Consider the following 24,572-nt stretch of genomic DNA (forward strand, 5'->3'; position numbering starts at 1 on the left):
AGTTGCAAGTACTTTTTTTTACAGCACAAGCATCCCACTCACCGTCAGGATTCCTCCTGCACCAAACAGCCGACACGCACAGCCGCTGGTTGGATGCTCACAAAAACATCCGAAGGTCTGACACAATGAGAAGCCACTCCCATATCACGTATCGATTCCGCTTGAAACTTCTCAATAGCGCCAGTTCCCACAAAAAAGCCCTCCCGCAACGCCACAAGGTCATGCCGACATGAGCAGCTTGTCGTGACGCACAACCATCTTCCTGCTGCCAGCCGCAACAAAAACACGGCCCACCAGCGCCTCAAGGCTCGCTGACGGCATGGTCTTGAGGCCTGCCGGCTGTCTGACTGCGCCAGGCATCGTTTGTTGAAGCGTTGCCGCGCGCACTGCCTGAATTTTCCGCACTGACGCGCAACGGTTCAACTCTACGAGGCCGGCAAAGGAGTTCCGGCGGGTCTCAAGGCCATGCCGACAGCGGGCCGCTTTTCGTTTAAGAAAAAACGGTCCGAAACAGCACGTGCGCAAAGCTGCGGCCCATTTTTCGGAATTCAAACAAAATAGGCCCCCGCACCGTGAAGTGCGGGGGCCTATTTTGGCAAAAAGAGGAAGTTATTTTCTAATTAGCAAAGGGCGGGCCAAAACAAATCAGACTTGAATTTTCTCAGAAAAAAGTCATAACTTTCTAAAATAATTAGCCTTTATTTTTCAACCGCCAAGACCTGAATCCGCCCGTAAAATTCAAATTTTTAAACCCCATTTTCATAAGGCCCCGGAACAACACGACCGGCGAAAAAAAATTTGTACTAGGAGACCACCTCGAACCCTGCGGCGGATATCTCTTCCATAGGTATCGCCCCCGCCCGCAGGATTCGCACGGAGTTCGCCCCCACGATTTCCACCAGGGTGGACGGCAGTCCTCCGCCGGGCCATGGAGAATCCGTAATGACCAACGCCTCCGACAGCCGCACGAGCTCGGGGTCGAGTTCTTCGAGCCTGCACGCGGGCGGCCGCCCGCTGCGGTTGGCGCTGGAAGACACCAGCGGCGCGCCGGCTTCCCGGCAGAGCCGCGCGGCAATGGGGTGCGGCGACATGCGCACGGCCGAACGGCCGCCACGGTCCTGCGCAAGAGGGCTCACGCGCTGATCGACTTCGACCACGATGGAGAGCGGCCCCGGCCAAAATTTCCGGGCCAGCTTCTCCTGGGCGCTCGTGAGCCGCAAAAAGCGCTCCGCCATCTGCCAATCGGAGATAATAAGCGGCAGAGGCTTGCCCTCTGGCCGCCCCTTGACCGAAAAAATTCTCTCCACGGCAGAGTGCATGGTGGCCAGACAGCCCAGGGCGTAAAACGTCTCCGTCGGGTAGATGACCAGCCTTCCCCTTGCAAATTCAAGCACTTCGGCTTCACGCACCGCACTCATGCGTCCGGCCCTCCACTGCGCATTGACCGGGGTCCGGGGAGGCTGGTACATGCCAAACATGAGCGCACACGGCGGGGCCCGGCAAACCTTTCCGCCCTATCTAAATAAATTTCAAGCATTTTCATATCTTACAATCAAAGCTCGTCTTGGCAGGGACTTTGCTTGATCTGGTAAAAAAGGAAGGAGATGGCCATGAAAATCACCCCGGATCAATTGGCTGCCCTGCAGCTCCAGCAAAAAAACACGGCCCGGAACACTCCAGGCGAAGGATTCGCAAAGGCTCTGGCCCAGGAGCTGGGATCGGAATCCACAGCCGAGACCAGCAACACCGCGCCTGCGACCGGTCCCATGGTTCGACTTGATCAGGCCTTGCAGGCCGCCATGCTGCAAAAACCAACAGAGCAGACGGTCATGGACAAGATGAATGCATTGCTTTCCAAGTGGGAAGATTATTCCCAAATAATCGGCTCGGAAGACGGCAACCTGCGAGAAGGCTACAGTCTGCTCGCGGACATTCGCCAAAACATCCAGGAGGTCAAGGGCGACCTGACCCAAACCTCTGGTCAGGGGCTCGCGACCATGGTCGAAGAGCTGGATATCCTGACCACCACGGAAGAGTTCAAGTTCAACCGCGGCGACTATCTGAACTGACGCCCGGTTCCGGTGCCATTTCTCCCGTTTTTTTCGGCGCTTCACCTGAAGCGCCGTTTTTTATGATCAGAGCAGTCCTAAAAGGGCCTCACGCACGCTTGATCTTTTGATCTCCAGGCGCGAACCTTGAAAACGAAATTCCCGGCTCCAGACCCTGCGGTTAATCCGCCACGCCATCCAGACCAACCCCACAGGTTTTTCCGGAGTGCCCCCGTCCGGCCCCGCGATGCCGGAAATGGCCAGGGCAACGGGGACCTTCATCAGCTCGCACACTCCATGGACCATGCTCTCCACGCAGGCCTGACTGACCGCGCCATGACGGATCAATATCTCTTCCGGCACGCCAAGCAGACGCATCTTGACGCGGTTGTCATAGGCCACCACGCCGCCCTCGAACCAGCGCGAACTTCCCGCCACATCCGTCAGCGTGCTCGCCACTAGCCCGCCGGTGCAGGATTCGGCCGTGGCCATGCGGGCTCCCTGAAGAAGCAGGGATTCTCCCAGCCGAGCGACCATGGTTTCCACATCCAGTTCCATCAGCCCTCCAGAACAGATAGGGAATGATTTTTCCATCCCCGCAAACGTGAAAGTACGATTTTCAATTCCGCGAGACGGCGGCGCAGGGTCGCCAAGCATCCTCTTGAAATTCAAGGCATCTTCTATCCGGCAGTCAAACCCGAGGCAAGCCTTGAATTCGGCGGTCCGTGATGACAAAGAGGAGATTCGAGGGACGCCTGCACAAACTTTTCAACCCCGGCACAAGAGAAAAAACGATGTCCATTTTAAGCGACACAAATGAAACGCTGCTGCCGCCCGGTCGATACCGGCATTTCAAAGGCGGAGAATACGAGGTTCTGGGCGTAGCCAGGCACAGCGAAGGTCTGGAGGATATGGTGGTGTACCGCCCGCTTTACAACGACACAGGCCTGTGGGTCCGCCCGTTGTCCATGTTCACGGAGACCGTCGAGCGGGACGGGAAAACACAACCACGCTTCACCCTCCTGAAAGAAAGCTGACGTTTCCCAACGGCGAAGCTCCCTTCTGAAAGAAACATCCGTCACGGATGCGAAAATCGCGTGTCGGCGCGGCTCAGGGATGGCCTGCCGAGTATATGGATTTCATACCATATGCGAAAGGCGCGTATCGGCGCGGCACAGGGATGGCCTGCCGGAACTCCTTCGCGGGCCGCGTAATGCTTCCCGGCCTTGAGATCTCGTCTTTCTTTCTCGCCCTGTGCGTGAGGCGGCCGGGAAGCAAACGATTCCTGGCTCAGTCAGACAGCCGACAGGCCATCCCTGTGCCGCGCCGACACGCTTGAGCCGAGGAAGAGTACCGCTGAAAATCCGGCTATCTTCAATCGAAATTGGTTCGTTAAGGATGACGCTTCCTCCCCCCCTGAAAGGGGTGCAGGGGACGCGTCCCCTGCCCGCCGGAGGCATCTTCCCCTCTCCCCTAATCCTTCTTACCGCGCACCAGTCGGGGCTTGCTGCCGTCCTGGGGTCCGATGACGCCGTCCATTTCCATTTGTTCGATAAAGCGGGCGGCGCGGTTGAAGCCGATGCGCAGGCGGCGCTGGATCATGGAGATGGAGGCTCGGCCCTGGTCCGTGACAAAATCGATGGCCTCGCTGTATTTGGGATCGTCGAGGACGTCGCTTGAACCGCCGTTGCCTTCGCCTCCGCTCTCACCGGCGGTGTTCCACTCGGCGAAATCCAGTTCGAAACGCTGGGGCCGCTGTTTCTCCCAATATTTGACCACGCGTGCGATCTCGTCGTCGCCCACGAAGGCGCCATGCACGCGCTGTATGTTGCCGCCGCTGAGTTTGAAGAGCATGTCGCCGTGGCCGAGGAGGTATTCCGCGCCGATGCCGTCGAGGATGGTCCGCGAATCATGCTTGGAACTGACCTGGAAGGCGATGCGCGAGGGGAAGTTGGCCTTGATGATGCCTGTGACCACGTCCACGGAAGGGCGCTGGGTGGCCAGGATGAGGTGAATGCCCGAGGCCCGCGCCAACTGGGCCAGGCGGACGATGCTGCCTTCCACTTCCTTGGCCGCCGTCATCATCATGTCGGCCAGTTCGTCGACCACGATGATGAGATAGGGAAAGGGTTTCAGGTCGCGCATGTCCTCGGGACGGTCGTCACCCATCTCGGCCAGTTTCTGATTGTAGGTGGTGATGTGGCGCACGCCTGTTCTGGCCATGGCCTCGTAGCGCTGCTCCATTTCGTAGACCGCCCATTCCAGGGCATTTTTGGCCAGATGCATGTCCGTGACCACGGGATGAACCAGGTGCGGAAGCGTTCCGTAGACGGCCAGCTCGATGCGTTTGGGGTCGACCAGCAGCAGCTTCACATGCTCGGGATCGTGCTTGTAGACGATGCTCAGGAGCAGGCAGTTGAGGCACACGGACTTGCCCGCGCCGGTTGCGCCGGCCACGAGCATGTGCGGCATTTTGGCCAGATCGGCGATCTTGGGGTTGCCTTGGATGTCCATGCCCAAAGCCAGGGGCAGCTGGGCCTTGGTGTCGGCAAAGGCCGGATCATCGATGATTTCGCGCAGGTAGACGGTCTGGCGTTGTTCGTTGGGAATTTCAATGCCCACGGTGTCGCGCCCGGGGAGCGGGGCCACGATACGCACGGCCCGGGCTTTCAGGGCCAAGGCCAGGTCATCGCTCATATTGGCGATGCGGCTGACCTTGACGCCCGGCGCGGGTTTGAACTCGAACATGGTGATGACCGGTCCGGGCTGCACTCCCTGCACCTCGCCCTGAATACCGAAATCGGCGAAACAGGAGGTCAGGGCCTGGGACTGCCTGTCCAGAACCGCCTTCGGGATCGCAATGCGCGAGGCCGGCACCTGGGCCAAAAGATCAAGGGGCGGCAGGCTGCTGCCGGAAGTTGCCGGTCTGGCAGGAGCGGCAGGCTTTACTGGTTTGGGCTGGGGCTTGGGTATGATCCGGGGTTCTGCCGCACGCGCGTCCTCAGCGGGCTTGCGCGGTTTGGCAGGCGGCCGCTGTGCCTGAGGAGATGGAAGATCGACCGCAATGGAGCGTTCTGACCGCCAGTCCCGGAATCTTTGAAAAAAGCCCCGCACCACCGACAACCAGCCCGCGCATTTTTCCACCAACGCGCGGTATGACATGCCAAAAAGCAGTCGGCCTGCGATAAGGGTCAGGCAGACGGCAACAAGCACAAAGCCGTAGTTGCCGAAGACGCGCTGCAGCAGCGCATACAGGGTCCGTCCGACAAATCCGCCGCTGACCATGCCTGATTCGGACAGATCCAGACTCAGGACCGCAAAATGCAGCCAGAGCGGAACCAGGATCGCCAGCATGATGCCGCCGATCCAGCGCAGCCAATGTGGCCGAAAGCTCGGAAAAAAGAGCATCGCCGCGGCCAGGGCGAAGAAAACAGGCCACAGCCATGCCGCCGCGCCACACAGATCGACCAGTCCTCCGGCCACATATGCGCCCAGGGTGCCGACCAGATTCTGCGTCTTGTGGCCGGCCACGGACTGATGGTTGAATCCGGGGTCGGCGGGAGAATAGGAATACAGGGCCAAGGTCACAAGTGCCAGGGAACAGGCAAAGACCAGCGCACAAATTTCCCGTACGAGCTTGTTGCCGTCTTTAGTCATGCGTTTTTTTCCATGCTGGGACAGTTGCAAAAACAAAAGGCCACAGAGCGCTCTCCATGGCCTTTTGGATGCTGTCGATCAACCAAACTATTCGCGGCCGAGATATTCGCCCGTTTCCGTATTGACCTTGATCTTGGTTCCAATCTCGACGAAAAGCGGGACGTTGACCACAATCCCCGTCTCCAGGGTCGCGGGTTTGGAGGCTCCGGTAACGGTGTCGCCCTTCATGCCGGGATCGGTCATGGTCACTTCCAGGACCACGGAGCCGGACATTTCCAGATCCAGAGGACGCCCTTGATACAGCATGACCTTATAGGCCTGGGCCTCCTTCAGGTAGCCTCCCTTTTCGCCGATGAGATCGTGCGGGACGGAAATCTGTTCAAAGGTTGTCATATCCATAAAGGCATAGCTTTCGCCTTCATTGTACAGGTACTGCATTTCCCGGACTTCCAGGTCCGGCTTGGGGAATTTGATCCCGGAACGAAAATTCTGCTCGACCACTGATCCGGTGAGCAGGTTGCGGTACTTGGTGCGCATGAACGCACCGCCCTTGCCCGGCTTGTAATGACTGCACTCCAGAATCTCGCACGGAGCGCCGTCAATCTCTATCTTCTTACCTTTCTTGAAATCACTCGTAGCTAACATGCTTGCCTTGCTTCCTCCATAGATTTGTCCCTGTCGACGCCTTGGCAGAGCCTCAGGGCTGGGTCAGACGCTGCCAAAGCGCCTGGACTGCGAGCGCATAGCTCATAATGCCGAAACCGGCAATAGCCCCGATGCAGTGCCGCGCGATAAGACTTTTGTGCCGTATGGTGGACTGGCGGGCATGCACGTTGCTCAAATGGACCTCGACACAGGGAATCCTGATCCAGGCCAGACAATCGGCCAAGGCAAGACTGGTGTGGGTGTAGGCCCCGGCATTAAGGACAACCCCGTCGCTCTTGACCTTCCACGCCTCTTCGAGGCGGTCAATGAGAGCGCCTTCGGAATTGGACTGAAACTGCGTCAAACGAATGCGTGCGGCGTCGTCCCCGAGCAGTCTTTCAACCATCCCGGGGAGCGCGTCCATACCTGTTGCTCCGTATATTTCCGGCTGACGCTGTCCCAGAAAGCCCAGATTGGGGCCATTTATAACCACAAATTCCATGTGCTATTTCTGCTCCGAGGGCTCACCCACGGTATCGGAATGCGGCGGCAGAACCACCACCGTGTCGGGCTCGTCCTGGGCGATGACGGCATCCGGATCCAGGGCTGCCACATCGACGTTCATGAGAAAAATGCGATCTCCGGCCTCGACCTCACGGTCGCTGACCACGATCTCAAGATTGCACAATACTCCTGTCGCTCCGCCCTGCTCTTTGGGCAGCGCGACAGTATTATCCTGCATGAGCTGCTTGATTTCGGCCATACCGATAACGCGATAAAAGCTGCTGCCAAGTTCGCCGACAGGTTCAGCGATGGCGACGTAGGACGGCAAGGTTTCGGGCACCGTCTGATAGAGCATGGCGTAGAGCACATCATGCATGCCGGCGATATAGCGGTCCTCTTCCAGAGAGATGATCTGTCCCCCAAGGGCCAGGTCGCCGACAAAACTGGTCGAGACCAGAAAGTTCTGGACCAGATCGCCGGTCTCCGGGTCTCCTTGGGTATTGAGCAGCCCGCTCTGGGTATACGCCCCGTCCATTTGCCCCAGCGGAGTCATTCCGGCCACGGGGACGATGACGATATCTTTGTTCAAAATCTTGTTGAAGACCTTGATGAGCCCTGCATTCCTGGCCTCGGTCCAGATCCCGGTGTCGGCATCCACGTATTTGGTCAGTTCCATTTCACTCAGACGCAATTCGACAGTGGCCTCTTCTTCCACCCGGAGGGGCTCCTGGGCAGCGCTGGCCGAAACCAACTTCACTTCCTTGGTACACCCGCTCAACATGAAAACGGCGCTCAAGAGCACGAGCAACGCACGCATAGTATGCCTCCAATTAATTATTGATAACCAAGACAATTCTTTCTATCACTGCCTGATCAAAACGCATTTCGTCAAGAACCCTAGCCCCGGGAAATGGTAGTTTCATGCCCAGCACCGTAATTTTAGAAAAGACAATCTACACCATCGATCAACTGGAAGAAATGCCGCTTCCCCAACTCGCTCTCGCCGGACGCTCCAATGTCGGAAAATCGTCCCTGCTGAACAAACTCACCGGCAGAAAAAACCTTGCGAAAATCAGTTCGACTCCCGGCAAGACCCGCAGCCTGAACTTTTACAGGGTCAGCCCGGAAGAATTCTATCTCGTGGACCTTCCGGGATACGGATATGCCCGTTGCTCCAAAACGGAACGCGAAAAATGGGCCACGCTCATAAACAGATACTTGAAAAACAACCCCCGCCTCTTTGGAGTGGTCGCCTTGCTTGACTCACGGCTCCCGCCCCAGGCCCTCGACATAGAACTGATCACATACATCAGGGCTCAAGGAATGGATGTATTCCCCGTGATGACCAAGGCCGATAAATGCAAACAACCTGTCCGAAGCGCAAATCAGGTCGCATGGCAACGACTTCTGGGTACGGAAAAACCACCTTTGCTCATCTCCAGCCACTCCGGCATGAATATCGACAAACTTTGGCAATTCTTCCTTGATAAATTTTCCGCAGTGCAGCCACACGAATAAGAATTTGTGCATAGGTGAATACGAAATTATTTCAGGATTGAACAGTTTTTTATCCCGTCCGGCATCAAAAAAACATCTCAGAGAGTCCTGCGCGCTTTTCGCCAAAAAAAATGACGCAGACGGACATGTTTTATTTTGCCCAACCCGGTTGACGCAATCCATTTTGAACATCTAAGCTAAGATCTGGTTCAATTTCGCGACCCGCGTCCACGGGGTTGATCGTTGCCAACCGGCAATCCTGCCGGAGCAACACGATAATTCCCGCGGAGTGATGCGACGTCGACAGAGTTCTTGATCACCAAAGCAGATGAACGCTCACAACGTCGTGGGCCGAAGCATTCCAAGCAAGCCACTGCGAGCATGGTATGAACGTACTCATTCTCATCCTGCTCCCACTCCTGGGAGCCGCGCTCCCGCCCCTGACCATACGCTTCGGACGCAACGTCTGCACCTGGTCGGCCATGGCCGTGACCGCATGCACCCTTGTGCTGACCATGACGCCCCTCATGCAGGCATTTCAAGGCAATCCCGCATCCATGCACCGATCATGGGTGGACGACGCCGGTCTTGCCCTGACCCTGCGCATGGACGGCCTGGCCGCCTTGTTCGCGCTTCTGGTGCTGGGCATCGGGCTTCTGGTGATCATCTATGCCCGCTACTACCTCTCGGAAAAAGACCCCATGGGCCGCCTCCACGGTCTGCTGCTTGTGTTCATGAGCTCCATGCTGGGCGTGGTACTGTCCGACAACCTGATTCTGATGCTCATCTTCTGGGAGATGACCTCGCTGTCCTCCTTTCTGCTCATCGGCTACTGGCAGCATCGCGCGGATGCCAGGCAGGGGGCGCGCATGGCCCTTATCGTCACCGGCAGCGGCGGCCTGGCCCTGCTGGCCGGATTCCTGCTGCTGGGACAGATGGCCGGGACATACCAGATCTCCCACATTCTGCCCCAGGGCGACCTGATCCGCGCCCATCCGCTCTATGTTCCGGCGCTTGTGCTCATTCTGATCGGCGCGTTCACCAAATCGGCGCAATTTCCCTTCCATTTCTGGCTACCGAGGGCCATGGCCGCGCCCACGCCCATCAGCGCCTACCTGCACTCGGCCACCATGGTCAAAGCGGGCGTGTTTCTGCTGGCCAGATTCTACCCGGTCCTGGCCGGCACGGACCTCTGGTTTTTCACCGTGGGCGGCGTCGGGCTGACCACCTTGCTCATGGGCGCCTACATCGCCATCTTCCAGCATGACTTGAAAGGGCTCCTGGCCTACTCGACCATCAGCCACCTCGGCCTCATCGTGCTCCTCTTCGGGCTGGACACGCCCCTGGCGGCCGTGGCCGCAGTATTTCACATCATCAATCACGCCACCTTCAAGGCCTCGCTGTTCATGGCCGCAGGCATCATCGACCACGAAACCGGAACCCGGGACATGCGTAGCCTGAATGGCCTGTGGAAATACATGCCCCACACCGCGGCCCTGGCCATGATCGCCTCGGCGGCCATGGCCGGAGTGCCGCTTTTGAACGGCTTTCTGTCGAAAGAGATGTTTTTCGCCGAAACCCTGCACGTAGGCCTGCTCGGCTCGGCGTGGCGGATTCTCCCGGCGGCCGCGACCCTGGCCGGAGTTTTTGCCGTGGCCTATTCGGCCCGGTTCATCCACGATGTTTTCTTCAACGGCGAGCCGCAGGGCCTGCCCAAATACCCACCCCACGAACCCCCGCGCTTCATGAAAGTGCCGGTGGAGATCCTGGCCGGGCTGTGCCTGCTGGTGGGCATCCTGCCGGGCCTGACCGTGGGGCCGCTGCTGCGCCTGGCCGCCACCAGCGTGACTGGCGAAACGTTGCCGCACTACAGTCTGGCCGTCTGGCATGGATTCAACACGCCGCTCTTCATGAGCCTTGTTGCCCTTGGCGGCGGATTTGCACTCTACGCGGCGCGGCGCAGGCTCTTTGCCCTGCACGAACGCCTGCCCTTTTCCCCCGATGCGGCCGCCCTCTTCCATGCTGCGGAAGACGCCCTGATCCGCACCGCGCGCGCCTTCCTGCGCGGCATGGACAACGGGTCCCTGCAGCGTTCGGCGGCCCTGCTCCTGGGCATGGCGAGCCTGGCCATGATTCTGCCGCTGCCGGGCGCGGCCATCACCGGACCGCTCCCCGTCACCCCCATCGACGGCCCGTCCCTCATGGGCGCGCTGCTGCTCATGGCCGCCGGGCTCTTGACCGTGCGCTGGCACGCCCAGCGCCTGTCCGCGATCATTGCCCTGAGCGTGGTCGGCCTGCTCGTGGCCCTGGTCTTCGTGCGTTTTTCCGCCCCGGACCTGGCCCTGACGCAGCTCAGCGTCGAGGTGGTGACGATCATGCTTTTGCTGCTGGCCCTTTTTTTCATCCCTCGGCGTCATCAGCCGCAGTCCCGGCCATCCGCACGGTTCCGGAATCTTCTCCTTTCCGTCGGCGCAGGAGGCGGATGTGGTCTGTTGGCCTGGGGCATGCTGACCCGTCCTCTTGACTCCATCTCCTCCTTTTTCATGGAGCAAAGCCTGCCCGGCGGAGGCGGGGCCAACGTGGTCAACGTCATTCTGGTCGATTTCCGCGGATTCGACACCCTCGGCGAGGTCACTGTCCTGGCCGTGGCCGCCATCGGCATCTTCGCCCTGCTCGACAACCTGCGCCTGCCGATTCCTTTGCTCGACCAGGACGGACGGCCCTGGGCCGCCGAACCCCATCCACTGATCCTGTCACAGATGACCCGCTTCCTGCTGCCCCTGGCCCTGCTGGTCTCGGCCTTCCTCTTCCTGCGCGGACACAATGCGCCCGGGGGAGGATTCATTGCGGGGCTGGTCACGGCCGTGGCCCTCATTCTGCAGTACATGGCCAACGGCACCGCCTGGACCCAGCGACAGTGGCGCCTGCCCTTCCATCCGCTCATCGCCGCCGGGGTGCTCATCGCCGCCGCGACCGGGGCTGCCAGTCTGCTGCTGAACCATCCCTTCCTGACATCCACATTCGGACACGTCAGCCTGCCGGTGATCGGCGAATTCGAACTGGCCAGCGCCATGGTTTTTGACCTGGGCGTTTTCCTGACCGTCGTCGGGGTGATCATGCTCATCCTGGCCAACCTGGGCAAACTGACCCGGCGTGGGACGCATCCCGGGAAGAATCGCTGATGGAAGCGCTCGCCGCCCTGGTCATCGCCGTGCTCGTCGGCTGCGGGACATATCTGGTGCTGCGCGCCCGGACCTTCTCCGTGGTCCTTGGACTCTCGCTCCTGTCCTATGCGGTCAACCTCTTTCTCTTCTTCAGCGGCCGCCTGATGACCGGCGCTCCGCCCCTGGCCACAAGCTCCGGGGTTACGGCCGACCCCCTGCCGCAGGCGCTGGTCCTGACCGCCATCGTCATCGGTTTCGGCATGACCGCCTTCGTGGTCATCCTGGCCTTGCGCGCCATTGGGGAACTGGGCAACGACCATGTCGACGGAAAGGACGACAACTCATGAGCCACTGGATTCTGATCCCCCTGCTCCTGCCGCTGAGCGCAGGCATGATAAATCTTCTGCTGGTCCGCAAAGGCGTCTTTGCGCAACGCCTCGTCTCCATCGTGACGGCATGCGCGCTGCTCGCCGCGACCCTCTTTCTGCTATCCGGCGCCCAAGACGGCCACATCGAAATCTACGAGCTCGGCAACTGGCCCGCGCCGTTCGGCATAGTTCTGGTGCTCGACAGGCTCAGCGCCCTCATGCTCGCGCTGACCGCGCTCCTGGCTCTGCCTGTCCTGCTCCACGCCTGCTGTGGCGACGACCTGCGAGGACGCGATTTTCACGTCCTCTTCCCCTTGCAAATTCTGGGTATAAACGGCGCATTCCTGACCGGCGACCTCTTCAATCTTTTCGTTTTCTTTGAAATCCTGCTCATCGCTTCCTATTGCCTGGCCATGCACGGGCAAGGCCCCGAACGCACGCGAAACGCCCTGCGCTACGTGGTCCTGAACCTTATTGGCTCAAGCCTTTTCCTCATCGCCCTTGGCACCCTGTACGGAGTCTGCGGAACCCTGAACATGGCCGATCTGGCCCTCAAGGTAGCGGGCAGCACCCCGGGTCAGGCGCCTCTGCTGCGCGCAAGCGCCCTGCTGCTCCTCTGCGTGTTCGGGCTGAAAGCCGCCATCCTGCCCCTCTTCCTGTGGTTGCCCGGCCTCTACGCCTCCGTGCTCCCCGCCGTGGCCGCCCTTTTCGCCATCATGACAAAGGTTGGCGTCTATGCCATTCTGCGCACGCAATCGCTCATCTTCTCAAGCCAAGGCCCCGTTCCGGACGCGGCCGAGCTGCTCTTTCCCCTGGCTCTTGCGACCCTGGCCGCAGGGTCGATGTGCGTCCTCGGCAGCAGGAGCCTGAGGATGCTCCTGGCCTGGCTGGTCATTGTCTCCGTCGGCTCGCTGCTGGCAGGCATTGGGCTTTGGAACGAGGCCGGGATAAGCGCGAGCCTCTACTACCTACCGCACTCAACCCTGGTCATGGCCGGACTCTTTCTGCTGGCCGACCAGGCCGCCCGGCAACGCGGCCTGACGGGCGGCCTGGCGGGGGACATGCTTGAGCCAGGCCCGCCCATGTCGCAGCCAAACCTGCTCGGAGCCCTTTTTCTCCTTGGCGCCATGGGCGCCGCAGGCCTGCCCCCGCTGTCCGGATTTGTCGGCAAGGTGCTGCTGTTGCAGGCCGCCTCAGCGCCCAAGGCTGTCTGGCTCTGGCCCGTTGCCCTTGGCGGCAGCCTTGTCGCCCTTGTCGCTCTTGGCCGCTGCGGGAGCATGCTCTTCTGGAAAACCGAGGGCATCCCTCTTTCCGGAACCGCTGTGTCATGGCCACGGCTCGCGCCCGCTGCCGCGCTGATTCTGGCGGGAGTGGCTCTGGCAATCATGGCCGGTCCCGTAACCGCCTACACCGAGGCCACGGCCAGACAACTCCTTGCGCCCGAAAACTACATCCGCGCCGTTCTCGGCGGAGCGACCCCATGAAACGTTTGCTGCCGCAACCCATGTTCAGCCTGTTCTTGTGGCTGATCTGGCTTCTGCTCGTTAATACGGTGGCCCCCGGGCAGATGGTCCTCGGAGCGCTGCTCGCCATGGCCATCCCGCTCTTCACGATCAGATTCTGGCCCGATCAGCCGTGCATGCGCAGCCCGCTTACCCTGGTCGCCTACCTGGCCGTCTTCTTCTTTGACATCGTCATCGCCAACCTGACCGTGGCCCGCCTCATACTCGGCCCGGTCCGGCGGCTGCGCCCGGCCTTCATCACCCTCCCCCTGGATCTGAAGAACGATTTCGCCATCACCCTCTTGGCCCACACCATCTCCCTCACTCCCGGGACAGTGTCGTCGCAGGTGGCGGAAGATCGACGCAGCCTGCTCATTCACGTCCTGGACCTGGATGACGAAGCCCGGCTCATACAACGCATCAAACAGCGCTACGAAGCGCCCTTAAAGGAGATATTCCCATGCTGAGCACAGCCATCTCCATCGCTTTTTTCTGTATCGCCGTTGCCCTGGCGCTCAATTTCTGGCGGCTTTTCGCCGGACCGACCCTCCCCGACCGCATCCTGGCCCTGGACACCATGGCCATCAACACCATCGCCCTCTTGGTGCTGCTGGGCATTCATCAGAATCTGACCGAATTCTTCGAGGCGGCCCTGCTCATCGCCATGATGGGCTTCATCGGAACCGTGGCCCTGTGCAAGTACCTGCTGCGCGGCGACATCATCGAATAGGAGCGCACCATGCCGGCCATATTCATTGAAACGCTCATCTCCTTTTTTCTGCTGATCGGCGGCGCGTTCGCGCTCATCGGTTCCATCGGGCTGGCCCGTCTGCCCGACATCTTCACCCGCCTGCACGGACCGACCAAGGCCACCACGCTGGGCGTTGGCGGCATCCTGGTCGCGTCGGTTCTGCATTTCAGCGGCCAGGAGCATACCTTGAGCCTGCACGAACTGCTCATCACCCTCTTTCTTTTCGCCACCGCCCCGGTCAGCGCCTATCTCATTGCCAGCGCCGCGCTGCACCTGCGCGCGCCTGCTCCCGCAGGCAAAGGCCGTCTTGACCGGACGAGAGGGGAAGAATAGGAAGGGGCACACAATTCAGGCTTCCAAAGGCAGCAATCCCATCGACCATGGCAAGGAGAGACTCACATGGCAGTATTCGTGGCGGACCATCCACTCATCAAGCACAAGCTCGGACTCATGCGCAAGCATGACATCAGCACCAAGAATTTTCGGGAACTCGCGTCCGAAGTCGCCAGACTGCTGACCTACGAGGCCACCAAAGACCTGGAGACCGAAAAGAAGACCGTGCAAGGGTGGGCCGGCCCCGTCATGGTGGACGTCATCAAGGGCAAGAAGATAACTGTCGTGCCGATCCTGCGCGCGGGCCTGGGTATGCAGGACGGCGTGCTCGATCTGATCCCCGGCGCCAAGGTCAGCGTTGTCGGTTTCTACCGCAATGAAGAGACCCTGCAGCCCGTGGAATACTATGTGAAGCTGGCCAAAAACATCAACAAGCGCATGGCCCTCATTCTCGACCCCATGCTGGCCACGGGCGGAACCCTGGACGCGACCATCCGCTGCCTGAAGAACGCCGGCTGCACCAGCATCCGCGGCCTCTTTCTGGTCGCCGCGCCCGAGGGCCTTAAACGCATCACTGAAGCGCACCCCGACGTGGACATCTACGTCGCGGCCGTGGACGAGCGCCTGAACGAAAACGGCTATATCCTGCCTGGCCTTGGCGATGCCGGGGACAAGATCTTCGGCACCAAATAGTCCGCTTTTCACTGCGCCAAAAAAGAACGCCCGATCTTAATGACCGGGCGTTCTTTTTTTGGAGATAACGAAAAAAACTAGTTCTGCGCCGCCAGCCAGTCCAGGGCGGCCTTGAGATCCAGGCTTCCGGCGTAGATGGCCTTGCCAGTTATCACTCCGGCCAGGCCCCGCTCGCGCAGAGGGTGCACGGCCTGAACGTCCTCCAGGGTGGAGATGCCGCCGGCGATGAGCACGGGCCGGTCCGTCATGCCCAGCAGAGATTCGAGAGCCGGAATGTTGACCCCCGACTGCATCCCGTCGCGGCTGATGTCGGTGTAGATGAAAAACGCCGCCCCGGCGGCTTCGAGCTCCGGCACCACGTCGGCCACGGTCTTGCCCGCGTCCTCGACCCAGCCCTTGGTCTTCAGATGGCCGTCGCGGGCATCCAGGGACACGCCGATACGGCCCGGATAGGCCTGGCAGAGTTCACGGAACAGGTCCGGATCTTCGAGAGCCACGGTGCCGATGATAAGACGCGTGACCCCGGCTTCCAGATACTTACCGGCGACATCGAGGCTCCTGATTCCGCCGCCGAGCTGCACGGGGATGGACACGGCGGAGCACAGCTCGCGAATGAGTTCCATGTTGCGCGGCGTGCCGCTGAAAGCCCCGTCAAGATCGATGACGTGCAGCCATCTGGTCCCGGCCTCTACCCACTGCCGGGCCATGGCCACCGGATCGTCGGAAAAAACTGTGACCTGATCCTCAACCCCCTGACGCAAGCGCACGCACTTGCCGTCCTTTATGTCCACCGCCGGAAATATGTTCATAAACCCAGAACCCTTGTCCCTTCTTCCAGTGCTTCGGCCGCGATCTCAAGCGGAGTGATCCAGCGGCCCTTGCGTTTAAAGAAACGGCCGCCCTTGAGCAGGTTTTCGGCCAGCCCCTGCTGTTCTTCCTCAAAATGATAGCGGCGGACTTCTCCGGTGGCCGTCTTGATCAGATACAGGTCCAGGGTCACCCCGGCCGGACGGGTCACGCCCCATTCGCCGCCCTCGCGCTCCTGCCACTGGGACACATAGGGCACGAGCAGGTAGTCGGCCTTGATGCACGTGCCCACGCTCTTCCAGTACTCAAGGGTCTCGAAGCGCGGACGCTCCTTTTCGGCCTGCACGATTTCCTCGCAGCCCTGCACCGAGGCGGCATGCAGGACCGTACGGAGATCGCTTTTCTCCAGCAGGGCGGCCAATTGCCCATCCAGTGCGTCCAAAGATTCCTGGGTGACCACCGAAGCTTCCTCGGGCAGCACGCCGGCCATGAGTTCCCAATCATGCTGCGGATGGACAAAATGCGCCACCGCCAGCGTGACCTGGGACTCAACCGCCGGCCAGCGCGTGGGACCAGCGCAGGCTGTACAGGTAAGAAGCAAAGCCAGAATGATGTATCTCATGAGTCAAGACCTCCCTTGGTGCTGAGCACGTCTTCGCGTTCCACGCACACGGCCTGACGCAAGGCCAGGCCGAGTCCCTTGAATACCGATTCCAGCAGATGATGACCGTTTTGTCCGTAAAGCATGCGCACATGCAGGTTCATGCCCGCCTTTGACGCCAGCGATTTCAGAAATTCACGCCACAGATCCTTCTCCTGCCCGGCGATGACGGCCGGCAAGACGTTTTCTTCATATACCAGATAGGACCTTCCTGAAAGATCTAAACAGACCTCGGTCAGGGCCTCGTCCATAGGCACCTTTGCGCAACCGACCCGTGCGATGCCGCGACGCTCGCCGAGGGCCATGTTCAAGGCGTTGCCCAGACACAATCCGATGTCCTCCAGAGAATGATGCGCATCGATATGCAGGTCTCCCGTGCAGGAAATCTCCAGATCAAAACCGGCCCAATGCCCCAGCAGGTCAAGCATGTGATCGGCGAATCCGAAGCCTGTTCGCACGGAACAGACGCCCTTCCCGTCGAGATTGACGACCACGGAAATCTGAGTTTCCCGGGTCTGGCGATCGATACGGCCTGTACGAGGATGCATAGCGTCTCCTGCAATGAAAAGGCCAGGCTCATGAACCCGGCCCTTTGGTTATCCCTTGGCTTCCGCTGCCTCGTCCTCTTCCGCCGGGGACTCTTTGGGCTTCTTCTTCTTTTCGACCAGATAGGCCACCCAAATGCCCACTTCATACAGCAGACACAGCGGTCCGGCCATGAGGCACTGCGAGACAACGTCCGGCGGGGTGAGCACCGCTGCGACAACAAAACTTCCCAAGATGGCGAATTTGCGGAATTTGCGCAATGTCGCGTGCTTCACAAGCCCCAAGGCCGAAAGGAAAAACATGAACAGCGGCAACTCAAAAATAAATCCGAACGCAAAAAGCATGCTGGTCGAAAAACTGAAGTACTCCTTGACCGAGGGCATGGGTTTAATGACATCGGAAGCATAACCCAGAAAAAACTGAAAACCAAACGGGAAAACCACATAATACCCAAAAAGTGCCCCGCTCACAAAACAAATGGCCGAGAACAACGCGATGGGGATCATGTATTTTCGCTCACCTTCGTAGAGACCGGGAGCGATGAACATCCAGAGCTGATAGAAAATGTAGGGGCTGGCCACAAAAAGGCCGGCGATGGCCGCGACTTTCAGGTGGGTAAAAAAGGCTTCAGGCAAGCCTGTGTAGATGAGCGAGCCGCCGGAAGGTTCGAGCAATGTAATGAGCGGCTGCATGAGCAGCATGAAAAGCTGCTCGGCAAACGCGTAACAGGCCAAAAGGCCCACGAATGCCGCGATGATGCAGCGCATCAGACGCACCCGCAGCTCATTCAGGTGCTCTGTGAACGTCATCTCATGCACGGGCTCCTGCTCTTCGGGCTCGTCTGCGGCTGCTGCAACGCCGGCCTCTCCCTTGGCCGCTATGGCGGAAGCGCTTTCGGCCGCATCCTCCGCGCCCGGGGCCTCGGTCGAACCGGTCTCGGAATCGTGCGCGGGCGAATTTTCAAGCGGCTCGAATTCGCCATTCCCCGCATCAGGCCCTACATCTGGCCCCGCATCGAATGCAGAAGCGTCCCCCTGGCCCTCGCCGGAGAGATCTTCCGTCTCGGGAGAGTCAAAAAGAGCGGAGACTTCGGAATCAGCTTCCGCCTGACTCGCGGAAGATATTTCTTCCGCTTCAGCTCCCGCTTCGTCCTGCGTCCTGTCCCGATCGGCGCGCTCTTCGCTCATGCCTTGTCCTTTTCGCCCTGGGTGGGCTGCGCGGCGGGTTCCTCGGCGGACTGCCCGGCAGGTTGATCGGGAGCTTGAGCCGCTGCAGCCTCGGGCTCGGCAGGGGCTTTGGCGACGGTTTCAGGAAAGAGTTCTTTCTTGGCCTGCGCCGTCTTTTCCTTCTGCTCGGACTGCTCGGCTTCCATCTCGATGGTCCGCTTCACATCGGTGCTGACCCGGCGGAATTCGCCCAGGGCCTTTCCAAGCGACTTGGCCATTTCCGGCAGCTTGGCCGGCCCGATGACGATCAGTGCGACAATCAGAATAACTATAAGTTCCGTGGACCCAATTCCAAACATAGGTTCATCTCCGTAAGAGGTGTGTTTTGGACGGCTATTCCCACTCGATCGTGCTCGGCGGCTTGGACGAAATGTCGTACACCACGCGATTCACCCCTTTGACTTCATTGATGATCCTGCTCGACATCCGTCCGAGGATCTCTGTCGGAATCCTGCTCCAGTCCGCGGTCATGGCGTCTATGGAGTCGACAATGCGCAGGGCGATGACGTGTTCGTAAGTTCGTTCGTCGCCCATGACGCCCACCGTCTTCAGCGGCAACAGCACGGCAAATCCCTGCCAGACCTTGTAGTACCAGTTCGAGGCCATCAGTTCGTGCTGCACGATCTTGTCGGCCTGACGCAAAATCTCAAGACGCTCGTCGGTGATCTCGCCGATGACCCGAATGGCAAGACCCGGACCCGGGAACGGGTGGCGCCAGACGATAAAATCGGGCAGGCCAAGTTCCTGGGCGACTTTACGCACCTCGTCCTTGAACAATTCGCGCAGCGGCTCGACCAGGGCGAGGTCCATCTTTTCAGGCAGACCGCCGACGTTGTGATGGCTCTTGATCACCGCGGAGGGACCCTTGAAGCTGATGGATTCGATGACATCGGGATAGAGCGTGCCCTGGGCCAGATACTTGACCCCCGGGATCTTCTTGGCCTCTTCCTCGAAAACCTCGATGAAGGTGTAGCCGATGATCTTGCGCTTCTGCTCCGGATCTTCAAGGCCCTCAAGACGGGACAGGAATTTGTCCTGCGCCTTGATGTAATGCAGGTTCAGGTCGAAATGCTGGCGCAGATAGCCGATGACCTCGTCGCCTTCACCCGCCCGCAGGAGCCCGTTGTCGACGAAAATGCAATGCAGGTTCTTGCCGATGGCCTTGTTCAAAAGCACGGCCACGACAGTGGAATCGATGCCGCCGGACAGGCCGCACACCACCTTGTCGTCACCGATCTGCTCCGGCAGCGCCTGCAGCATGGAATCCACAAAAGAGGACATGGTCCACACGGATTTGAGCCCGACCACATGAAAAAGGAAGTTTCTGAGTATCTCATCGCCCTGCTCGGTGTGCGCCACCTCGGGGTGGAACTGCAGCGCATACATCTTGCGGCCGACATCGGCCATGGCGGCGATCTCGATGTTCTGGGTCTTGGCCATGACCGAAAACCCCGGAGGAACCGCCAGGACATGGTCGCCGTGGGACATCCATACCGTCAGCTTGCCGGCATCGGAAAGCGTCTCCCACAAGGGGCAATGCCCTTCGAAATGCAAGTCGCTGCGTCCATACTCGCGGTCCAGAGAAGGCGCGACCTTTCCGCCAAGCACATGAGCCATGAGCTGCATGCCGTAGCAAATGCCGAGGATCGGAAGCCCCCACTCGAAGATGGAGGGATCGATGCCGGGCGAGTCGGGGCTGGACACGGAAGCCGGGCCGCCGGAAAGGATGATGGCGCTGGGCTGCAGGGCCTTGAGCTCTTCGGGTGTAATGGTGCACGGATGAATCTCGGAATAGACTCCGGATTCACGGGTGCGCCGGGCAATGAGCTGGGTGTATTGGGATCCGAAATCCAGAATGATGACTTTTTCTTGTATATCCATTTTTTCCTCCATCCGTTGTCACGGATGGTTATAATCTCGAAAGTTTCAGTACGCGTCCACCCTGTAATTGGGCGCTTCCTTGGTGATGATCACGTCGTGGACGTGACTTTCGCGCAGGCCTGCGGCGGAAATCTCCACGAACTGGGCTTTTTCCTGCATGGCCTCGATGTCTTTGGCGCCCAGATAGCCCATCCCGGAGCGAACCCCGCCGACAAGCTGATCAATGGTCTCAAGCACGGACCCTTTGTAGGGAACGCGACCGACAATGCCCTCGGGCACGAGCTTCTGCGATCCTTCCTGGAAGTAGCGGTCGCTGCTGCCGTCCTTCATGGCATCGATGGAACCCATGCCGCGGTAGATTTTGTAGGTCCGACCCTGATACAGAATTTTTTCTCCGGGGCTTTCCTCGGTGCCGGCAAACATGGAGCCCATCATGACCGTATCCGCCCCGGCGACCAGGGCTTTGACCACATCCCCGGAGAATTTGACCCCGCCATCGGCGATGCAGCAACGCCCCGCTTCGCGGCAAGCCCGCACGCATTCCATGATGGCCGTGATCTGCGGCACGCCGACACCGGCCACGATGCGCGTGGTGCAGATGGAGCCGGGACCGATGCCGACCTTCACCGCGTCGACTCCGGCGGCGATAAGGGCCTTGGCACCCTCGTAGGTGGCCACGTTACCTGCGATGAGCTGCACATCCGGCCACTCTGCCTTGGTGGCGCGGACCGCGTCCAGGATATTTCTGGAATGGCCGTGGGCCGAATCCAGAACAAGGACATCCGCGCCGGCCTTGACCAGCGCCTCGACGCGCTCGGCGCGCCCGGCGCCCACGCCCACGGCGGCACCGACACGCAGGCGGCCCATCTCGTCCTTGCAGGCATTGGGGTACTTGCGCACCTTGTCGATGTCCTTGATGGTCAGCAGTCCTTTTAATTTATTGCTGTCGTCGACGACCAGAAGCTTCTCGATACGGTTGTCGTGCAGATGACGCTTGGCATCTTCCAGGGAAATGCCGACCGGCACGGTGATGAGTTTCTTGCTGGTCATGACTTCGCTGACCTTGGCGGCCATATCGGTCACGAACCGCACGTCACGGTTGGTGACGATACCCACCAGATGGTCGCCGAGGACCACCGGCAGTCCGGAGATCCGGTAGTCGCGCATGAGCTCCAGGGCATGACCGACTGTATCGTCGGGGGCCACGGTGATCGGGTCGACGATCATGCCCGACTCCGATTTCTTGACCTTGACGACCTCAAGGGCCTGCTGCTCGACAGTCATGTTCTTGTGCACGATGCCGATGCCCCCGGCCCGGGCCAGGGAAATGGCCATGCGCGACTCCGTGACCGTATCCATGGCCGCGCTCAAAAAGGGAATATTGAGCTCGATGGCCGGAGTCAGCCGTGTATTCAAAACGACCTGGTCCGGGGTCACCTCAGAGTACGCCGGAACAAGCAGGACATCGTCAAAGGTCAACGCCTTGGCTAGAAATTTATCCATATTTCATCTCTCCCGATGCTGGGGATTGGGTTGTAATTCACATTTCGGGGTCAAATCCCCAGATAAGCCTTTTTGACATCTTCGTTGGACAGCAGGGCCGCACCCGTGTCTTCAAGCGTTATGCGGCCGTTTTCCATGACATAGGCCCGGTGGGCGATCTTGAGTGCCTGGTTGGCGTTCTGCTCGACCAGAAAGACCGTGGTCCCCGATTCGTTGACCTTGCGGATGATGTCGAAAATTTGAGCGATGATGATCGGCGCGAGGCCAAGAGAGGGCTCGTCCAGAAGCAGAAGCCGGGGCCGGGCCATCAGCGCCCGGGAGATGGCCAGCATCTGCTGCTCGCCGCCGGACAGGGTCCCGCCCAATTGCTTGCGGCGTTCGGCCAGAATGGGGAAGAGCGTGAACACATACTCCAGATCCTGGGCGATGCCGTCCTTGTCGTTGCGCAGAAACGCACCCAAATCCAGATTTTCCATGACCGTCATTTCCGGAAAAATGAGTCGTCCTTCGGGCACCTGCGAAATGCCCATGCGCACGATCTTGTCCGCCTTGACCTCATGAATGGGCTGCCCTTCGAACAGGATCTCGCCGCTTCTGGGGGGAACTCCGCCGCAGATGGACATGAGCGTGGTGCTCTTCCCCGCGCCGTTGGCGCCGATGAGGGACACGATCTCGCCCTTGTCGATGCGCAGGGAAATCCCGTGCAGGGCCTGGATGTTGCCGTAAAATGTGCAGACGTTCCTAAGCTCAAGCATGCGCTTCCTCCCCGAGGTAGGCTTTAATGACCCGAGGATCGCTGCTGATCTCGGACGGGGTGCCGCTTGCAATGAGGCAACCGTATTCCATGACGTAAATCCGCTCCGAAAGACTCATGACCATGCTCATATCGTGCTCGATGAGCAGGATCGCCATGTCCATTTCATCTCGAATCTTGAAAACCAGGTGCTTGAGCGTCTCGGTTTCCTGCGGATTCATGCCCGCGGCGGGTTCATCGAGCAGAAGAAGCGTCGGATCGGTGGCCAGGGCGCGGGCGATTTCAAGACGGCGCTGGGCGCCATAAGGCAGGTTGCAGGCCAGCTCTTTGTAGAATTTATGCAATCCCATGTATTTGAGCAGTTCGTAGCTGCGGTCCACGATCTCCTTCTCTTCGCGCAGCACTCCGGGAGAACGCAGAAGCGCGCCCCATATGCCGGTCTTGGTCCGGCAATGACGGGCGATCATGACGTTTTCGAGCACGCTCATGTTCTTGAAAAGACGGATATTCTGAAAAGTCCGGGCCATGCCGAGCTCGGTGACCAGGTTGGGTTTGAGGCCGTTGACCTTGGTCCGCGCGCCATCCCGGGGCGTAAACCAGACCTCGCCCTCGGTCGGTTCGTAGATGCTGGTGATGCAGTTGAAGAACGTGGTCTTACCCGCCCCGTTGGGGCCGATAAGCGCTACGATCTCACCCGATTGGACCTCCAGCTGCACTTCGTTCAAAGCGCGCAGGCCTCCAAAATTCATGGACACAGCCGTGACGTCGAGTACCGGTTTCATCTAGATACGTCCTCCATCGGCCGCGTTCAGTTCAGGATCGTCCACGGTGTAGGACCGCCCCTTGGCCGGAATGAGCCCCTGGGGCCTAAAGACCATCATCAGCACCATGGCCGTGGCGAAAAGGATCATGCGGTACTCGGAGAAGGCGCGCAGATATTCGGGCAAAAGCACCAGAAAGGCGGAGCCGAGAATGACCCCGAGATTTGATCCCATCCCGCCCAGAACGACAATGGACAAAATGATGGCCGATTCGAAAAAGGTGAAGCTGGCCGGGTTGATGAAGGTGGTCTTGGCAGCGAAAATGACTCCGGCGAACCCGGCCCAGGCCGTGCCCAGTCCAAAAGCCATGACCTTCACGCCGACGCGGTCGATGCCCATCGCCTCGCACGCGATCTCGTCTTCACGCAGGGCCTGCAGGGCGCGGCCGATGCGCGAATCCTTGAGGCGGGTCACGGCGATGATGGTGATGATGGCCAGCGCCAGCACAATGTAATAGATGTAGATATTCGCATCCGCAACGGAGAGCGTGGCATCGAAAAGGCCCGGACGCGGGATATTCGAGATGCCCGACGGGCCACCCGTCAGATCGCTCCAGTTTTCCAGCACCAGTCGCACGATCTCGCCAAACCCGAGGGTGACGATGGCCAGATAGTCCCCGCGCAGCCGGAGCACGGGAAAGGCCAGGGCGATGCCGGCCAGGGCCGCGATCACGCCGCCGAGCGGCAGCGCGACCCAGAAACCAAGACCGAAATACTGGTTCAGGAGCGCGTAGGAATACGCACCGATGGCGTAAAAGGCGGCATGCCCGAGAAAAAGAAGTCCGGCCACGCCGACAATGATGTTCAGCCCAAGCCCGAGCACCACGTAAAGCAGAAAAGAGATGAGAATGTTGGTCTGATAGGTGGTCACCAGCCAGGGCGTAACCAAAAAAATGACCAGAAACAGCGCCCGGAACGTATTGGTCAGGGCGGGGTTATTGGCCATCTCCGCCAGTTTCCCGGTCTTCTTTTCTCCGGAAGCCGCCACCGCGTCTCCCGCTTCCTTGCGCCGTATGGCCCAGCGCCACACAAAGGACAGCACAAAACTGCCGATCCCGATCCAGGCCATGTTCTCCCAGCGCCACAGCACCGTCTTTTCGATGGTGTTGACGCGAATGACCATGATGGGAAAGGTCAGAAACATGAACCACAGGCTGACCAGGATGGATTTTTTCAACTCGTTCATTATCGTGTCCGCCCTTCGATACGTTT

Annotated in this window: 26 protein-coding genes; 10 read left to right on the plus strand and 16 right to left on the minus strand. The window is 59.7% G+C overall.

The window, feature by feature from the left end:
- Window positions 1-803: 803 nt before the first annotated feature.
- On the minus strand, window positions 804-1,418 hold the full coding sequence (locus tag DBAC_RS12390; protein WP_015774643.1) for an L-threonylcarbamoyladenylate synthase: 615 nt from the start codon (window positions 1,416-1,418) through the stop codon (window positions 804-806).
- Window positions 1,419-1,610: 192 nt separating this feature from the next.
- On the opposite strand from DBAC_RS12390, the gene DBAC_RS18020 reads away from it, so the two are divergent.
- Window positions 1,611-2,069, plus strand: a complete 459-nt coding sequence (locus tag DBAC_RS18020; RefSeq protein WP_015774644.1) for a hypothetical protein — start codon at window positions 1,611-1,613, stop codon at window positions 2,067-2,069.
- Between the two features lie 66 nt (window positions 2,070-2,135).
- Here DBAC_RS18020 and DBAC_RS12400 read toward each other — a convergent pair whose 3' ends face one another.
- A complete protein-coding gene (locus DBAC_RS12400) occupies window positions 2,136-2,606 on the minus strand; it encodes a CinA family protein (RefSeq protein WP_015774645.1) in 471 nt (156 codons plus the stop codon).
- Between the two features lie 236 nt (window positions 2,607-2,842).
- Here DBAC_RS12400 and DBAC_RS12405 point away from each other — a divergent pair, with 236 nt between their 5' ends.
- On the plus strand, window positions 2,843-3,085 hold the full coding sequence (locus tag DBAC_RS12405; RefSeq protein WP_015774646.1) for a DUF1653 domain-containing protein: 243 nt from the start codon (window positions 2,843-2,845) through the stop codon (window positions 3,083-3,085).
- Window positions 3,086-3,521: 436 nt separating this feature from the next.
- On the opposite strand, the gene DBAC_RS12410 is transcribed toward DBAC_RS12405, so the two are convergent.
- The 4 genes from DBAC_RS12410 to DBAC_RS12425 form a co-directional block, all read right to left on the minus strand.
- A complete protein-coding gene (locus tag DBAC_RS12410; RefSeq protein WP_015774647.1) occupies window positions 3,522-5,705 on the minus strand; it encodes a DNA translocase FtsK in 2,184 nt (727 codons plus the stop codon).
- 87 nt (window positions 5,706-5,792) lie between these two features.
- On the minus strand, window positions 5,793-6,350 hold the full coding sequence (gene efp, locus DBAC_RS12415; RefSeq protein WP_015774648.1) for an elongation factor P: 558 nt from the start codon (window positions 6,348-6,350) through the stop codon (window positions 5,793-5,795).
- Between the two features lie 52 nt (window positions 6,351-6,402).
- On the minus strand, window positions 6,403-6,852 hold the full coding sequence (locus tag DBAC_RS12420; RefSeq protein WP_015774649.1) for a type II 3-dehydroquinate dehydratase: 450 nt from the start codon (window positions 6,850-6,852) through the stop codon (window positions 6,403-6,405).
- A gap of 3 nt (window positions 6,853-6,855) precedes the next feature.
- A complete protein-coding gene (locus tag DBAC_RS12425; RefSeq protein WP_015774650.1) occupies window positions 6,856-7,671 on the minus strand; it encodes a hypothetical protein in 816 nt (271 codons plus the stop codon).
- A 104-nt stretch (window positions 7,672-7,775) separates the two neighbouring features.
- Here DBAC_RS12425 and yihA point away from each other — a divergent pair, with 104 nt between their 5' ends.
- From yihA to upp, 8 genes are all read left to right on the plus strand, one after another.
- Window positions 7,776-8,372 (plus strand): ribosome biogenesis GTP-binding protein YihA/YsxC, encoded by a 597-nt coding sequence (gene yihA, locus DBAC_RS12430; protein ID WP_015774651.1) that lies wholly within the window; start codon window positions 7,776-7,778, stop codon window positions 8,370-8,372.
- Between the two features lie 365 nt (window positions 8,373-8,737).
- Window positions 8,738-11,533 (plus strand): monovalent cation/H+ antiporter subunit A, encoded by a 2,796-nt coding sequence (locus DBAC_RS12435; RefSeq protein WP_015774652.1) that lies wholly within the window; start codon window positions 8,738-8,740, stop codon window positions 11,531-11,533.
- On the plus strand, window positions 11,533-11,862 hold the full coding sequence (locus DBAC_RS12440) for a Na+/H+ antiporter subunit C (protein WP_015774653.1): 330 nt from the start codon (window positions 11,533-11,535) through the stop codon (window positions 11,860-11,862). Before DBAC_RS12435 ends, DBAC_RS12440 begins: the two co-directional genes overlap by 1 nt.
- Window positions 11,859-13,367, plus strand: coding sequence for a monovalent cation/H+ antiporter subunit D (locus tag DBAC_RS12445; RefSeq protein WP_015774654.1), 1,509 nt, complete (start codon window positions 11,859-11,861; stop codon window positions 13,365-13,367). Before DBAC_RS12440 ends, DBAC_RS12445 begins: the two co-directional genes overlap by 4 nt.
- Entirely contained in the window at window positions 13,364-13,852 is a 489-nt protein-coding gene (locus DBAC_RS12450) for a Na+/H+ antiporter subunit E (protein ID WP_015774655.1), read from the plus strand. The genes DBAC_RS12445 and DBAC_RS12450 overlap by 4 nt, the downstream gene beginning before the upstream one ends.
- A complete protein-coding gene (locus tag DBAC_RS12455) occupies window positions 13,846-14,115 on the plus strand; it encodes a K+/H+ antiporter subunit F (RefSeq protein ID WP_015774656.1) in 270 nt (89 codons plus the stop codon). Before DBAC_RS12450 ends, DBAC_RS12455 begins: the two co-directional genes overlap by 7 nt.
- A gap of 9 nt (window positions 14,116-14,124) precedes the next feature.
- Window positions 14,125-14,469 (plus strand): Na+/H+ antiporter subunit G, encoded by a 345-nt coding sequence (locus DBAC_RS12460; protein ID WP_015774657.1) that lies wholly within the window; start codon window positions 14,125-14,127, stop codon window positions 14,467-14,469.
- A gap of 66 nt (window positions 14,470-14,535) precedes the next feature.
- Window positions 14,536-15,162, plus strand: coding sequence for a uracil phosphoribosyltransferase (upp, locus tag DBAC_RS12465; protein ID WP_015774658.1), 627 nt, complete (start codon window positions 14,536-14,538; stop codon window positions 15,160-15,162).
- Window positions 15,163-15,239: 77 nt separating this feature from the next.
- On the opposite strand, the gene hisA is transcribed toward upp, so the two are convergent.
- From hisA to DBAC_RS12515, 10 genes are all read right to left on the minus strand, one after another.
- Window positions 15,240-15,971, minus strand: a complete 732-nt coding sequence (gene hisA / locus DBAC_RS12470; protein WP_015774659.1) for a 1-(5-phosphoribosyl)-5-[(5-phosphoribosylamino)methylideneamino]imidazole-4-carboxamide isomerase — start codon at window positions 15,969-15,971, stop codon at window positions 15,240-15,242.
- Entirely contained in the window at window positions 15,968-16,591 is a 624-nt protein-coding gene (locus tag DBAC_RS12475; RefSeq protein WP_015774660.1) for a hypothetical protein, read from the minus strand. Before DBAC_RS12475 ends, hisA begins: the two co-directional genes overlap by 4 nt.
- A complete protein-coding gene (gene hisB / locus DBAC_RS12480) occupies window positions 16,588-17,178 on the minus strand; it encodes an imidazoleglycerol-phosphate dehydratase HisB (protein ID WP_015774661.1) in 591 nt (196 codons plus the stop codon). Before hisB ends, DBAC_RS12475 begins: the two co-directional genes overlap by 4 nt.
- A 48-nt stretch (window positions 17,179-17,226) precedes the next feature.
- The gene (gene tatC, locus DBAC_RS12485) at window positions 17,227-17,985 is read right to left on the minus strand and encodes a twin-arginine translocase subunit TatC (protein ID WP_015774662.1); all 759 of its coding nucleotides are present in this window, start codon (window positions 17,983-17,985) and stop codon (window positions 17,227-17,229) included.
- Between the two features lie 374 nt (window positions 17,986-18,359).
- Entirely contained in the window at window positions 18,360-18,701 is a 342-nt protein-coding gene (gene tatB, locus DBAC_RS12490) for a Sec-independent protein translocase protein TatB (protein WP_015774663.1), read from the minus strand.
- Window positions 18,702-18,735: 34 nt separating this feature from the next.
- Complete coding sequence (guaA, locus tag DBAC_RS12495; protein ID WP_015774664.1) at window positions 18,736-20,283, minus strand: glutamine-hydrolyzing GMP synthase; 1,548 nt, start codon at window positions 20,281-20,283, stop codon at window positions 18,736-18,738.
- A 45-nt stretch (window positions 20,284-20,328) separates the two neighbouring features.
- The gene (guaB, locus tag DBAC_RS12500) at window positions 20,329-21,786 is read right to left on the minus strand and encodes an IMP dehydrogenase (protein ID WP_015774665.1); all 1,458 of its coding nucleotides are present in this window, start codon (window positions 21,784-21,786) and stop codon (window positions 20,329-20,331) included.
- A 50-nt stretch (window positions 21,787-21,836) separates the two neighbouring features.
- The gene (locus DBAC_RS12505) at window positions 21,837-22,541 is read right to left on the minus strand and encodes an ABC transporter ATP-binding protein (protein WP_015774666.1); all 705 of its coding nucleotides are present in this window, start codon (window positions 22,539-22,541) and stop codon (window positions 21,837-21,839) included.
- Window positions 22,534-23,322: an ABC transporter ATP-binding protein gene (locus DBAC_RS12510; protein ID WP_015774667.1), complete on the minus strand. Its 789-nt coding sequence runs from the start codon at window positions 23,320-23,322 to the stop codon at window positions 22,534-22,536. Before DBAC_RS12510 ends, DBAC_RS12505 begins: the two co-directional genes overlap by 8 nt.
- Complete coding sequence (locus tag DBAC_RS12515; protein ID WP_015774668.1) at window positions 23,323-24,546, minus strand: ABC transporter permease subunit; 1,224 nt, start codon at window positions 24,544-24,546, stop codon at window positions 23,323-23,325. It abuts the gene before it with no gap.
- Window positions 24,547-24,572 lie beyond the last annotated feature (26 nt).

Origin of the sequence: Desulfomicrobium baculatum DSM 4028, assembly GCF_000023225.1 — a bacterium.
Lineage (GTDB): Bacteria > Desulfobacterota > Desulfovibrionia > Desulfovibrionales > Desulfomicrobiaceae > Desulfomicrobium > Desulfomicrobium baculatum.